The organism is Cohnella silvisoli, assembly GCF_021190915.1.
Lineage (GTDB): Bacteria > Bacillota > Bacilli > Paenibacillales > Paenibacillaceae > Cohnella > Cohnella silvisoli.
Genome location: NZ_JAIOAP010000004.1, coordinates 347077 through 361545 on the forward strand (window position 1 = coordinate 347077; position 14469 = coordinate 361545).

At 49.3% G+C, this 14469-nt stretch carries 12 protein-coding genes; 11 read left to right on the forward strand and 1 reads right to left on the reverse strand.

The annotated features are described in order from the left end of the window. The first annotated feature begins 171 nt into the window (after positions 1-171). The 3 genes from K7P76_RS10745 (at position 172) to K7P76_RS10755 (ending at position 4977) form a co-directional block, all read left to right on the forward strand. Positions 172-2940 (forward strand): stalk domain-containing protein, encoded by a 2769-nt coding sequence (locus K7P76_RS10745; RefSeq protein WP_232185293.1) that lies wholly within the window; start codon positions 172-174, stop codon positions 2938-2940. Positions 2941-3086: 146 nt separating this feature from the next. Continuing rightward, complete coding sequence (locus K7P76_RS10750) at positions 3087-4265, forward strand: sensor histidine kinase (protein WP_232185382.1); 1179 nt, start codon at positions 3087-3089, stop codon at positions 4263-4265. Continuing rightward, positions 4255-4977: a response regulator gene (locus tag K7P76_RS10755; protein ID WP_232185294.1), complete on the forward strand. Its 723-nt coding sequence runs from the start codon at positions 4255-4257 to the stop codon at positions 4975-4977. The genes K7P76_RS10750 and K7P76_RS10755 overlap by 11 nt, the downstream gene beginning before the upstream one ends. 430 nt (positions 4978-5407) lie before the next feature. On the opposite strand, the gene K7P76_RS10760 is transcribed toward K7P76_RS10755, so the two are convergent. Next, the gene (locus K7P76_RS10760; RefSeq protein WP_232185295.1) at positions 5408-6226 is read right to left on the reverse strand and encodes a putative endonuclease domain-containing protein; all 819 of its coding nucleotides are present in this window, start codon (positions 6224-6226) and stop codon (positions 5408-5410) included. 120 nt (positions 6227-6346) lie between these two features. Here K7P76_RS10760 and K7P76_RS10765 point away from each other — a divergent pair, with 120 nt between their 5' ends. From K7P76_RS10765 to flgK, 8 genes are all read left to right on the forward strand, one after another. Continuing rightward, positions 6347-6778: a hypothetical protein gene (locus K7P76_RS10765; protein WP_232185296.1), complete on the forward strand. Its 432-nt coding sequence runs from the start codon at positions 6347-6349 to the stop codon at positions 6776-6778. A gap of 219 nt (positions 6779-6997) precedes the next feature. Further along, positions 6998-9106, forward strand: a complete 2109-nt coding sequence (locus K7P76_RS10770) for a helicase-related protein (RefSeq protein WP_232185297.1) — start codon at positions 6998-7000, stop codon at positions 9104-9106. 248 nt (positions 9107-9354) lie between these two features. Next, positions 9355-10167 carry a ComFC family protein gene (locus K7P76_RS10775; RefSeq protein ID WP_232185298.1) on the forward strand — a complete coding sequence of 271 codons (813 nt, stop codon included), beginning with the start codon at positions 9355-9357 and terminating at the stop codon, positions 10165-10167. 115 nt (positions 10168-10282) lie between these two features. Further along, a complete protein-coding gene (locus K7P76_RS10780; RefSeq protein ID WP_232185299.1) occupies positions 10283-11467 on the forward strand; it encodes an acyltransferase in 1185 nt (394 codons plus the stop codon). Between the two features lie 106 nt (positions 11468-11573). Then, positions 11574-11990 (forward strand): flagellar protein, encoded by a 417-nt coding sequence (locus tag K7P76_RS10785; RefSeq protein WP_232185300.1) that lies wholly within the window; start codon positions 11574-11576, stop codon positions 11988-11990. Between the two features lie 81 nt (positions 11991-12071). After that, the gene (flgM, locus tag K7P76_RS10790) at positions 12072-12335 is read left to right on the forward strand and encodes a flagellar biosynthesis anti-sigma factor FlgM (RefSeq protein ID WP_232185301.1); all 264 of its coding nucleotides are present in this window, start codon (positions 12072-12074) and stop codon (positions 12333-12335) included. Positions 12336-12358: 23 nt separating this feature from the next. After that, positions 12359-12862 carry a flagellar protein FlgN gene (locus K7P76_RS10795; RefSeq protein ID WP_232185302.1) on the forward strand — a complete coding sequence of 168 codons (504 nt, stop codon included), beginning with the start codon at positions 12359-12361 and terminating at the stop codon, positions 12860-12862. A gap of 18 nt (positions 12863-12880) precedes the next feature. After that, complete coding sequence (gene flgK / locus K7P76_RS10800) at positions 12881-14449, forward strand: flagellar hook-associated protein FlgK (protein ID WP_232185303.1); 1569 nt, start codon at positions 12881-12883, stop codon at positions 14447-14449. The last annotated feature ends 20 nt before the right edge of the window (positions 14450-14469 follow it).

The window sequence follows — 14469 nt, forward strand, 5'->3', positions numbered from 1 at the left end:
TTATTTTGTGACAACGAACCTATCAAAAAGTTTTCATTTTCGTATATTAATTTTTCATGACATTCTCTCATTTGGTGTAACTTTTCGGCGATAAAAGAGTCTATTAGAATAGGTACATTTGGGAGCTGCGACGCTTCCGCCAAATTCTAATAGACTTACAGGAGAACTATAATGCCAGCACAAACTTCCTACTCTACTCGTAACAAGCCCGTATCGGGTACCGCGAAACCTGTCGTAACCTCTTTCCTAACCCGCAAAGCAAGCCCATTTCGACATAAGCCGTATCGCATTATTTTACCGCTTCTTGCGGGAGTATTGGTATTTACTGCACCTTTGAACGTAGGGGGGTTCAGTCCTGTAGCGCACGCCGCTACCACCAAAGCCGTAGTTACATACAAACTCGTCAAGCAATCCGAGTCCATCGTGACTTCGGGCGCACGTCAAATCAACTACGCATGGGTGCCGTCTGACACGACTAAGCCTACGGAAATGCTTCATATCCTGCAAATCGATCTCAAGAATCCGTACATTCAGTTAAATGCGATGAGCGGTCAGAAGGGCAGCGTGACGACCGGGCAATCCGTTGGGGCGATGGTCAAGGAAACGGGTGCGGTCGCAGGCATTAACGGAGATGTATTCGGAACGAGCAATGAAGGTGCCCCGTTGGGAGCGCAAATTAATTCTGGACAACTTTTCGTTAGCACGGCGCAATTGAAAGGGATGTATGCCTTCGCAGTCACCGCGGACCGACAGCCCATCATCGATGAATTCAGCTTCACAGGTAGTGTGACCGCAGCCGACGGAGTAACAAGCTTTACGCTAACCGGCTTGAATAAATCGGCATATCGGACCGAGCCTAACAGCGGGTTTAGCCATGTTGATGCTCTATATATGTACACGAGCGCATGGACAGCTCCCGAACGGCCGATGGCCAGCAGCTCGACTCCTACCGAAGCGTTAGTCGTAGATGGCATAGTTACTGAGATTTCGGCAGGCAGCGCTATAAAGACTGCAATCCCCGCTAACGGTTATATCCTGCGTGGACATAAAACGGCTGCCGACTTCATCACCAACAGTCTGAAGGTCGGGGATACGATCAACGCGAGTTACTCGCTCCAATCTCTGAAAACAGGCCAAACGTACGATCCGTCATCGTTCCAAATGATGGTGAGCGGGCACACGCTTCTGCTGGACAACGGGGTTGCTGTTCCTTTTACCAGGGATATTAATGGCGTAAGCGGAAGCGCGGATCGTGCCCGAACGGCGGTCGGATACTCTAAGGATGGAGGAACCGCATATCTCCTTACCGTTGAAGAAAACGGCGGGCGTAATGGAGTAACGCTTAAAGAACTGCAACAGATGCTGGTCGAGATTGGCGTGTGGAAAGCGGTAAATCTCGATGGGGGCGGCTCGACGACAATGATTTCCCGTCCATTGGGCGAATTCCAGACGGTGCTTGCTCACCCGACATCTTACGGAACATCACAGCGTCAAGTGGCTAACGGTATTGGCGTCTACACGACAGCCCCTCAAGGAACTCTGAAAGGCATTGCGGCAAGCGGCGAGCGGACGCTGTTCATTGGTCAGCAATCCACCTATTCGTTAAAAGCCTATGACAGCTATTATAATCCGATGGATCCGAATGGCTTGCAACCGATATGGAAGCTGGATAAACCACTTGGATCTCTCTTGGACGGCACATTCCAAGCAGCTAAACCGGGTACGGCGACACTCAGCGTCAAAGCAGGGAGCGCAAGCGATACGATACCGCTTGAGGTCATTGGATCGGCACAGGTATCGCAATTAATTGTAGAGCCCAATACAACCGTGTTAAAGCCGGGCGTTACCATTAATGTTCCGGTCAAAGTCCAGTTGACGGACGGGCGGCAGTTATCGGTACCGGCTTCGTCGGTAACATGGGAATTCCGCGGGTTTACGGCGAGCGTCAGCAATGGAAAGATCACCGTGGATCAAGTTCAGAACAATATCGCTGCAGGGTACGCAATTGCCAGGTATGATGGTTTCGGAGGGGTAGCGGTATTGGCGCCGGGCACGGAGCAGACGCTGGAAAACTTCGAGAACGTTACCTATAACGTTGGATTTACCGCGACGCCGGCGGAGACCGTGGGAACATCGTCGATCGTGACGGGTACTCCGGGTCGCGAAACCTCGAAAGTACTGTTAATGGATTATGATTTTACGAATGGATCAGGTAAGCGTTACGCGAATGCCGTTCTCAATGATGGCAAAGGAATCGGGATCGCCGGCTCCCCTAGTTCACTTACTCTCGACGTCCTCGGCGACCAGAGCATGAACTGGTTGAGGGCGGAGCTAACTGACGTGAATGGTAAAACAGTATATATTACGATGGCTAATCAAATTGATTGGTCCGGCTGGAAAAACATTCGCGTAGATTTAGCGGCAGCAGGGCTGAAGGGCCCAGCTAAGCTGACCAAACTGTATATCGTGAACCAGGAGGAGGGCCAAGACGAGCGTGCTTTGCAGGGGCAGTTGGGTTTCGATAACCTTAACTTGCAATATCCGCCTTCGCAGATTAACGTCAATCATCCGACAATCGTAATGACGGTTGGCAAAACCCAAGGAACTGTCGATGGAGTGAAGGTGAAGCTCCCGGGAGCTCCGTTCGTTCAGAAAGAGACCAGCACCAACTACCTGCCGCTGAAGTTTGTGGCGGATACGCTCGGAGCCCAGGTTATATGGGACAACATCGCGAAGCGAGTTACGGTGCTTCGGGGAGACAAAATGCTAGAGTTGTGGGTTGGAAATGAGAGTATGACGGTAAACGGCGTTCGGCTGCAGACAGCCGTTGCTCCAGTCGTTATTAAAGGCAGCATCTACGTGCCGGTTCGAGTCATATCGGAGCAATTGGGTCAAAAGGTAGAATGGGAAGGGAAAGCAAAAACGATTACAATTCATTAATTTTATATCAAAAGTCCTAATCGCCGCTCTTAGAATCTAAGAATTATGTTATGATGGAAACATTGCTAGAAACCGCCGTGCGGCCTTTCGTTAATGGGATTACGAAGAATCAAGCGGGCGTCAACAAGCGTAAAGGAGACGGCACGATGGAATACCATGTGGAGCAAATAGATCGTGTCATCCAGAATGCCATCTCCGTTATGGAGGACAGCAAAGTTCAAGTTTTTGAGATTTGCGAAGCCGCCCGCCGTGAGCTTCATACTCTGACTAGTGAACTGGAAAAGGTGTTGCAAGAAACCTCCGACACGATTGATAAAGTTGATCGACTGGAACGCGATTACAGGCTTGCGAGAATTCGGCTGACGGAAGTAAGCCGGGATTTCGTTCGTTTCACCGAGAAGGACATCAAGTCTGCCTATGAGAAAGCAACGCAGCTGCAATTGGATCTGATGGTCTATCGGGAAAAGGAAAACTATCTCAAAGCCCGTCGGGACGAGTTGCAGATGCGCGTGAAGAGTGTTGAGCTCTCCATTGAACGTGCGGACACGATTAACCTGCAGATGAGCGTTGTGCTCGATTACCTGTCGGGCGATCTGAATCAAGTGACGCGCATTCTCGAGTCGGCGAAAAATCGGCAGATGATCGGCCTCAAGATCATTTTAGCTCAAGAAGACGAGCGTAAGCGGATTGCCCGCGAGATTCATGATGGACCCGCTCAGTCATTGGCTAACCTGGTGCTGCGGACGGAAATCGCGGAGAGGCTGTTGGATACGAACGATTTGGAGCTTATTCGAAACGAACTAGTCGATTTGAAATCGCAAATCCGTATGGGCTTAGAAGAGATTCGCAAAATTATTTTTAACCTCCGCCCGATGGCGTTGGATGATTTAGGACTAGTCCCGACCCTTCGTAAGTTTGTTCAGGATTTCGAGGAGAAAACCCGCATTCGTGCTATTTTTGACACGTCGGGTAAGGAAAAACGTTTACCGAATGCTATGGAAGCGGCAATGTTCAGGCTCGTTCAAGAAGGCTATAATAACGCGCTGAAACATGCTCAGCCGACTTTCGTATCATTAGAAATGATATTTTTAGATGAAACCGTGCAGCTAATTATTGAAGACAACGGTGTTGGCTTTCATACGGACGTTGTGGAATCTCGGGCTAGGACCCATTCGCAGTTCGGTCTGATCGGGATGAAAGAACGCGTCGAGTTGCTGCAAGGGAAGATGGACATAGAATCAACGGTGGGACATGGAACTAGAATTAAGATCAACGTCCCCATTAAAGCGGAGCCAGGAAAGGAGTTAATCGCACATGGAGAGTAAAACGGCAGTACGCAAAATTAAAGTACTCCTTGCCGACGATCATCAGCTTTTTCGCGAGGGTCTGAAGCGAATCCTTAACATGGAGAACGATTTGGAAGTCATCGGCGAGTGCGGTGATGGCATACAGGTGCTCGAGTTCTGCAACCGCGAGAAACCGGACGTCGTACTGTTGGACATTAACATGCCGACAGAGAACGGCGTGGTGGCTACGGAGCGGCTGCGCGATATTTTTCCGGACATCAAGGTCATCATTCTATCGATTCACGACGACGAGAGTTACGTGTTCGAAACCCTACGCAAGGGCGCGACGGGTTATCTTCTTAAAGACATGGAAGCGGAATCTCTCATCAACGCCATCCGCACGGTAGCCGAGGGACATGCCTACATACACCCCAAGGTTACAGGTAAACTAATCAATCAGCTTCGTCGGATGACCTATCTGGACGAGATCGGCGCGACTTCAGGCGCGGCAGCCAGCCGGGAGACGGTTACGAAATTCATTCCGCGCGGCAACAACCCGTTGACCCGTCGGGAAGCCGAAGTGCTTCGTTTAATGGCTGAAGGAAAGAGCAACAAGAGCATCGGCGAGAACTTATTCATCAGCGAGAAAACGGTCAAAAACCACGTCAGCAGCATTCTGCAGAAGATGGAAGTCGACGACCGCACGCAAGCCGTAATCAACTCTATCAAATATGGTTGGGTAACCCTCTAGCCTACACGGCGGGATAACACGGCAAATCTCAGAACTAACTACTAACTCTACGCATTAATTACATAAGCTTCACTTACTTCGTTCGCGGCTCCATGGTCTCTCACCGACCAAGGCAGCCGCGAATTTTGCTGTTTGCTGGTATTTTCGCCAACCGTAATTCAGTACCTGAACCCCCGCATACATGTACTCAGCACCATCGTAACCCAGTACCCGCACCCGCACCCGCACTTAGCTAACCACCCGTAACGGTCCTTTTGACCGTTACAAACTAATAAAAGTGGTTTGATTGTCTTGAAACGGCGCTTTTGAACGTTACAGACATGGAATTGGCTATATTAGCGGAAAAACGGTGCTGTAACGGTGTAACTGACCGCTACAGACGAACAAATCTAACTTCACCTACACTAAACGGTCATTTTGACCGCTTCAGTTATAATCCTAATAAGTCAATATTCACAGTGGGGCTCAACCGATAATATTTGATTCTTTTTGTATGTTCGTTTGGTGGAAGAAGAAGTTCATTGTCTAGAAGGTTATGGAGCAACTTGCGAGCTTTCTTATCACCAATTTCAAGGTGGAGGCATACTTCAGCGACATTCAATTTACTAGATCGACGAAGCGCCAACCGCAAGATGTCGCGTTCTTCGGCTGACAACTGGGAAATTTGATCAGACTTTTTGCTGTTCACCCACCTGCCCATGAATTGCAGAAGGATTTGTTGGCACATACGAGGGCGGTCCATCACATCGTCGTGGGAAAAACGTAGAACTTTCCATCCATCGAGCACGAGATGATTTTGTCTCATCAGATTATCGGAGAACTTAGTGCGATTGATATCCTTGGCATGAGAATGGAAGCCGTCGAATTCAATATTCAACATGACGTAATCTTGAAGGAAGGCATAGTCCAGAAAGCGGTTCCCATCCTTGAAGTCACTTACTTCGTACTCCGGATACAAGTTGTCAAAATTCTGGAAAGCGGGCCACCAGACTTTTTCGAGCAATAATTTTTCACCATGGCCATGTCCTTTTATTAACCTTTTTAAGCTTTCCCCGCGTCTTCCTTTCTTGTATTTCTCAATAAACAATACGTAGGCGGTTTCAAAATCCATTGCTGGAACACTCCCTGAAAATAAAATAGCCGCCCTCCCATTCAGCTTGAGCTGATGAGAAAGCGGCGTGTGCTTCACGACCGAATTGTTATGATACTTGAGCCTATTGTAGAGCAATGAATTAAATTCTGTCAACAACTTCCTGCGGGAACTCCGGGCTTGCTTGCGGCATATATTGTTGAACGAGTTGACAGATCGCTAGGGATGCCTGCATTTCGTGCAATCGTCACTCACCTTCAAGCAAAGGAGGTGGCCGCCGTGATTCCCGATTTATTGTGGATAATCGGCTTTTACGCTGCGGCTGCGGTATTCGCTCACTGGATGATTCGGAGAGGAACAAGCGAAAATCGTCGTCATTATGTGCTAGTCGCAGGCAACCACCAAATGCAGATTGAATGGTACATTAGAGCGTTGCAGCAATTTTCTAGACGGACGGGTACGGAAATCGGAATTACGGTTGTTCTGGATCAGTCCTCGGACGAGACGGGGAAGATCATGGAACGTTTTGCGCGGGGAGATACCGGAATTGATTGGGTGAGAAATGACGCCGGCAATAAAATATCGGATACAGCGGGACGGCTGGAACTTGAGCAGTTACGTATTGGAGAAGAAAGTACGAAGGCAGCGAGGCAAGAGGTAGTGTGGGTAGTGTTGGCGCGGACGGACGATGTGGCTAGATTGCCGCTTTAAGGGATGGGCCGTTTAAGGAGCTGAAAAATAATTTGCCGCCAAATCGTTTTTATCATACAATGAGTGCCATAAGGCATAAATTGAAATCCGGGTGAAGCACACTCTTGGATCGTCGTGAGCGGCGATTGAGGGTGTGTTTTTTGCTGTGGGGCGATAGTGGCATGGGGTATTTCCGGTAATTCTTGCATGTGAAAATGGTTGGGGAGAGGGTGGAGAACAATGAAGGTGGTCCTATATGCGGTAAAAAGTGGGGCAAGCCAGCGGGCGTTATTATCGATTGCTTTAGAGGTGGATAAGGTGTTCTGGAGTGGAAAAGCAGATCGGATGATCCGCTTGAGTGAACTATTGCCGCTTGGGATCGCGGAAGAAGCTTGCAATCGGTTAACTGAACAATGGTCCAAAGAGAACGAAGAGAAGGGTGGGAGAGAGGCACGGCAAGATTGGATGGAGGATGTGAAGCGGGTTGTTCGATTATTGGTGGGGGAAGGGAAGGAGCCTGCATGTCCAACGCTTTGGGTTGAAGAGGTCGCTATTGGATCGGAATGTTCGTATGATGGGGATGAGGAGTATCTGGCTGATAGAGCTACACATCGGCATCATGAGGAGAGTCTCGTTAAGGCGGCTCGGCTTGCAGGTATCCTATTAGCGGGGCGCTCCTTGCTTAGAGAAGAGGCGGTTCAGCTGCTTGGCGATGTTATGCTGGCGGAGCATTCCGCCGACTATCTCGCCGCGCTGCAATTCGCGGCGCTTACCGGTGCCCTGCAGCTCACCGCTGCCGTGGCACCCAAGCCATCCGCTCCGCCGCTGCACGGCTTTCGCGCCTTGGCCGAGCGGCTGCGCCCCGCTCAGCTATTGGGGCTTGCGGCTGCGCCTCGCCGCCCCGATAACCTTGCGCTTTACTGCCGACGTTGCGGCAGCGGCCATGACAAGATGCGGCGCACACCTTGCGCCGCTTGCGGGCAAGCCTGCGCATATTGCGAGGCTTGCTTAACGATGGGACGCAGCCGCCAGTGCGGGCTGCTCGTCATCGGCGTGCCGCAAACAGGCGCGACCTCTTTCTTCACCAACTCTCAAACTCTCATCTCTACACTCGCTCCCAGTCACGCCCAAACTCCCAGCCCAACACTCGTTCCCGCACATGCTTCAGCTCTCAGCCCTGCACACACTCCCGGTCACGCCCCAACTTCCAGCCCAACACACGCTCCCGCCCCAACCCCGGAGAACTTATCCGAGCGCTGGGGGCTCAGCCCAGCGCAATGCCAAGCCACCATAACAGCGCTACAATATTTAAACAATCCGCATAGAAATACCTCAAAGCCATCCAAACACAGCAGCACATTTCTCTTATGGGCCGTCACGGGCGCAGGCAAAACAGAAATGATTTTTCCGCTACTGGAAGCTGTTTTAACCCGAGGAGGCCGTGCGCTGTTGGCGACTCCGCGCCGAGACGTGGTGCTCGAGTTGGCACCGAGGCTAGCCAAAGCATTGCCCAACTATTCAAGAACTGTCTTATACGGCGGCAGCACCGATCGGTGGGAGAATGGCGCCCTGACTCTCGCAACCACCCATCAGCTACTTCGGTTTCAGGAAGCGTTCGACCTTGTGCTAATCGATGAGCTCGACGCTTTCCCTTACCATAATGACCCGATGCTGCATTACGCGGCGAACAAATGCCGGAAAAAATCAGGCTTCACCGTCCTGCTAAGTGCAACGCCTCCCCTGCAATTACAGCGGGCGGTCGCAAGGCGACGGCTTCCCTGTGCACGCGTGCCTGTCCGGTATCACCGTCATCCGCTGCCTGTGCCGCAGCGACTTGCGTTTCCCGCACTCAATCAATGGCTTCGCAAACAGAAATTACCGAACAAGCTGCTCAAGCCACTTCAACGTTCAATCAAGCGAGGTGCACAGGTTTTCCTATTCGTGCCGTATGTCCGTCAAGTAGAGCCGCTCGTTAAGCTGCTCCGACGTTATGCTTCAATTCTAAACATCGCACCGCATGCCATAGACGGCACTTCATCCAAGGATGCCGAGCGAAACGACAAAGTTACTTTTTTTCGTGATCATTCCTTATCCTTGCTAGTCACGACCACCATATTAGAACGCGGAGTTACGATTCCTAAGAGCGATGTGTTCATCCTGGATGCCGGAAATCCCTTGTTCGACGCGGCTTCGCTAGTTCAGATGGCCGGAAGAGCGGGGCGTTCATCGGCGGATCCGTTCGGACTTGTTTACTTTGGAGCACCGGTGTGGACAACGTCACAACGCAGCTCGATCCAACAAATCCGAAGCATGAATTCCCTAGCCAAGCAACAAGGCTATTTACAGTAGTGGCTACCCACTTTTAAGCAAACCATTCACCTCACCTAACTATCCGCGATCATAACAATACTCATCTCACTTTGCTTTTTATTCATACTCATTTCAATTTGCTTATTACTCATACTCATCTCACCTTGCTTTTTACTCATACTCATCATATTTTGCTTTTGCTCATTCTCATTTCATCTCACTTAGCTATAACGCTACCCAATCAAAACTTCCACCCAACCATTTTCGTCTAATAGGAGCCTACTCCAATGCCTTTAAATATCAGCTCATGGTTTTCCCCGACCACAAAAGCTTGCCCGATTTGCGGAAGAGCTGGAGCCCCTGCTGCCAGCCCAATAGCGATACCGATCCGCCATCCAGAGCCTCGTAAAATCCTTAGCTCTCTGTGTGCCCCATGCCGGAAAGCGATCCCTTGGATTTCTAACCCTGTTTGCCGGATTTGCGGCCGGGCGGAACGATGCGAGGACTGCACTAGGCGGCAGCAAAGGAACTATACCGTTAGCCGTTGCGCTGTCCGTTACGACTATTTGATGAAGGATTGGTTAGCGCTTTACAAATACCGAGGAAACGAGGGGCTTGAGTCTATACTAGCTGCAATGCTAGCATTTGCTTACGAGCGACTTTGCGAGTATTCGCCCCAGTCCCACTCATTCGCCGCCATTACTTCTGTTCCGCTAGCACCCGAAAGATTGCAGGATAGAGGCTTTAACCAAGCGGAAAGATTAGCGCTCCAGTTATCCCGATGGTACGGGCTAAGCTACAGACCGATGCTGCTGCGACTGCGCCATACCGAGAAACAAAGCCTCAAAACCCGCCGCAGCCGAGTGGTCGACATGAGAGGCAACTTTTCAGCCGTTTCATCAGAACTATTTTCCCACAGTTCAACATTACCTCTATCACCAGCGGCGCCCACGGCAGCTTCAACTACACCCAGAATCATTCTCGTCGATGATATTTATACGACCGGAAGCACCTTGGAAGAATGCGCGAGGGTATTGAGACAGTCGGCCATCCCGGAAGCACTGCCTGAGATTTACGGTCTATTATGGGCGCGTTCCTAGTAAACTCACCGATACATGATCATCGAACTCGTGCTTTTCGACGTGTTTCGCCTATGCTATGATAGCGATAGATTTGTTTACCAATAATCAAGGTGAATCTCCAGGGGGAGGCGTCATGGAACGTCGCGCTAAATTACTAGAATTAGATCTTTTCCGGGCCATATGCATCCTTAGCGTTATACTCATTCATGCCACTTCCTTCGCAACTGTCAAAATGACCGAAAACAATTTGTACGGCGTCTATAATTTCCTGAATATTTTCAGCAAATTCGGTGTAACCTCGTTCATCTTCCTGAGCGGATTCGTATTTTTCTATAATTATTATCCGCAGCCTTTGACTGCCGCTAAGTTTAAGACCTTTTATCGCAATAGATTGCTATACATACTTGTTCCGTACTTCCTGTTCTCGGCGTTCTATTTTCTTCTCAGATGGTATCAAAATAAGAAGCCATGGGATTTATCCGACCTGTTGCCGAGCTTCGGCGGCGATCTCCTGACCGGTCAGGCCTACACGCATTTGTATTTCATTTTCATCACGATTCAGTTTTACCTATTGTTTCCGATCGTTCTGCTTCTGTTCCAGCGTTTCAAATGGCTCGCGGCCTCTGCTGTTATACTCGGTATTGTCGTGCAGTGGGCATTCTTCCTGTTGAATAGGGAATATTGGCAAGTACCGATTCGGGGCAGCTGGTCGCTCACTTACTTCGGGCACTACTTCTTAGGCGCTTGGTTGGGCATCCACTACGACCGGATTAAGTCATGGCTGATCATCGCCAAAGAAAATATCACTCGGTCCAAAATCATCCTATGGATTATCATGTGGGGACTTTGCCTATCATCCGGCTTTATCTATGTATCGATGTTCTATCGCGCCAAAATATACGGGACCCGCTTTACAAACTTGCAGTACGATGGCTTATGGGATATTTTCACGTTGCTTTTCCCGTTCCTTTTGCTTCAAGTGTGTTTCTTATTAGGCAAGCGCATCCAAACGACTTGGTGGGTGGGAAGGCTTAATCATCTCGGCGTCGTTTCGTTCGGAGTATTCTTAATCCATCCGCTCGTGCTGCTCGTCTATCGCAAGTTCCCGGTCAACGGAGGCAGTCCATGGATCCATCATCTGTGGTATGCGGGCGGGTTTTTCTGCGCTTTGTTTATTTCTTGGATTATCGTAACCGTAATGAGCCGCATGAGTTGGTCGTGGTTGCTGTTCGGTAACGTGAGCTCGCAATTGAAAGGCCCAACGCAGCCGCAACGTACGGTGGAAGCTCCGCCATCTACACCTTCATCTTCGGCATAATTAAAGTCATAATGACATCAACTTGAAAAAGATTACAGCAATTTTATGTAAAAATAGTATAATGAATTTAACGAGGTTTAATATTGTCGGTATTGGAGGAGGACGCATGAATTTAGTTTACTGTCCCCGTTGTAATAAACTCTACGCCAAGACTATACGTGAAATGTGCAACAATTGTTACAATGAGTTGGAAAAGGATTACGAGAGGTGCGTCCAATATTTAAGAGAAAATAAAGGCTTGAATATTCAGCAACTCTCGGACGATACCGAGATCAGTATTAAACAGATTACCCGGTGGATCCGCGAAGGCCGGATATCCTTGCTCAATGCTCCGAATTTATCGTATCCTTGCGAAACATGCGGTACCCTTATCCGTGACGGCCACATGTGCGATTCCTGCAAGGCTCGTCTGCAACGGGACGTGAGGAACGCAAACTCGACCGGCCTGCAGCAGCATAATCCCGACGAGAATAAGCATTCAGGCGCTTATCAGATCGGTAATCGTCTTAAAGACAGGCAATAAAGTGGTTACTATTAATAATTTTATAAACGGAACCGATAATAGTGTTAACATTATCGGTTCTTTTCTTATGAGGTGAATGAGATGAAAATTAACGAGTCGCAACGTATCGCCAACCTTCAGAAATCATATGGAAAATACAAGGGTGCGGGAGAAGGCGCCGAATCCCTCAGGAAGAAGGATCAAGTATCCATTTCCTCGGAGGCACAGGAGTTGCTTCAGTCCCAACAAGCGACGGATGCCGAAAGAATCCAGAAAATCGAAGAGTTGAAAAACTCCGTTTCCGCGGGTACTTATTACGTCGACGCAGGCAAGATTGCAGAAAAGCTGTTGCCTTTCATTAGGTAACTTTGGATCAAGGAGCGACCAGGATGAATGAAGCGGTTCAGGGGATTCTCGACCCGATTAGAACGTTAACAGCATTGTACCGTCAACTCATAGCCCTCGGTCAGGAGAAGCAAGAGGCTATACTGGCGAATCATACGGATGTCATTATGCAGGTGACGAATCGGGAGAGCAAACTCCTGAAGGACATCGCCTCGCAAGAGACTCTTCGAATCGCGTCCGTTAAGCGGTTTGCTGCAGAGCTGGGCATAGCCAGCAACTCTACCATCCGGATCGAACAGCTGATCCAATTGGTGCATAAAGCAGCTTTGAAGCAGGCTCTGATCGAAGCGGCCGAAGATTTGTCGGAAGCGATCTTGCGGCTTCATGAGATTAACGATAGGAATCAACAGATGATTAAATTGCATTTAGAATATATTAATTACTCCATTGATGTGATCGCCGGACCGAGCGAGGAAGAAGCTACCTACCACCGATCCTTGCAGGAACAGGGTTTTATACGGATGAGTCAGTTCGACACGAAAGCATAAGAAAGGGGGCGTGCTTATATGAGATCTACTTTTCACGGGTTGGAAACTGCCAAGCGGTCCTTATTTACGCAGCAAGCGGCACTCTACACGACAGGGCATAACATTGCTAATGCCAACACAGCTGGATTTTCCCGCCAGGTCGTGAATATGACGGCTTCTAAATCACTTGAGCCTTATGGCATGTCCCGCTCGACGATACCAGGTCAATTGGGTACGGGCGTAGAGTTTACTTCGATTACGCGGATACGCGAGAAATTCCTGGACGATCAGTTCCGTAACGAAAATAAATCGTTAGGCAATTACTCCATTCAACAAGACACGCTCGAGAAGCTAGAGAAAATCATTAGCGAACCGAGCGATAGCGGACTGCGGACCGTTATTGCCGATTTCTTCAATGCTTGGTCCGAGATGAGCAAAGCTCCCGAGAATGCAGATGGCCGCAAGATCGTTAGGGAACAGGCGTTGGCCATGACCGATGCCTTTAACCATATGGCAACCCAATTGAACGATTTGAAAGGCGATCTAACCGAAAATATCGAGATACGCATTAAAGAGGTCAATTCCAGATTGGGCAGCATCGGTCAACTTAATAACGAGATCGTACGAATCGAAGGACTCGGCGATAACGCCAACGATCTTCGTGACCAAAGGGATTTATTGACCGATGAGCTTTCCAAGATGATTAATATCAAGGTTGAAGAACTGCCTGACGGCTACCGGATTGAGTCCGGCGGCACTGAATTGCTCTCGGGTTTTACTCCGACGACGATCGTAGACACCGCCTTCGTGAATGCTGGATTTACTGCCGGGACTCTGAACAGCGGTGAGATTTTCGGAATGATTACTTCTAGAGATAAATTTGTCCAAGGTTATTTAAACGATTTGGACAAGCTGGCGAATACGGTTGCCAATGGCGATGTGGAAGTCACGCTGCCCAAAGGCTCGGTTATTCCTTCGGGTACTATGCTTGGAACAACATTGTTCACGGGTACCGTTGCCGACCGGACGCTTGGATCGGATCTTACCGTTACGATCAAGGGCTTGAATGCTCTTCATCAACTGGGATATAACTTTTCTTCTGCTCCGGTCGGTTTACCGTTCTTCACGAACACGGACGGCACTTCTGCAGTAATTACGGCAGCCTCCTTTACATTAAATAAAGAAATCGCGGACAACCCGACTAAGATTTCGGCTTCCATGAGAGTGATTGATGACGGCACCGGCACGGAGTCGGTTGTGCAGGGGAATAACTCTCTTGCCGTGCTGTTCTCCCAATCTCGTGATTTCAGGTTTAACTTCGGAACCGCTACGGATGTCAACTTGAATACGGTCGATGCTTACTTCCGTTCGATCGCAGGACAGCTTGGCGTTCAATCGGCTGAGTCCATTCGCCAGCAAAACAATTCCAAAGTCTTAGTCGATCAGATCGACGGCCGGAGACAATCAGTCAGCGGTGTATCGCTCGATGAAGAAATGTCTAACATGATTAAATTTCAGCATGCTTACAATGCCGCTGCCCGGAATATGACTGTAATCGATGAATTGCTAGACAAAGTCATTAATGGAATGGGCACAGGCGGCCGTTAATCTAAGTGAGGTGAGCTATA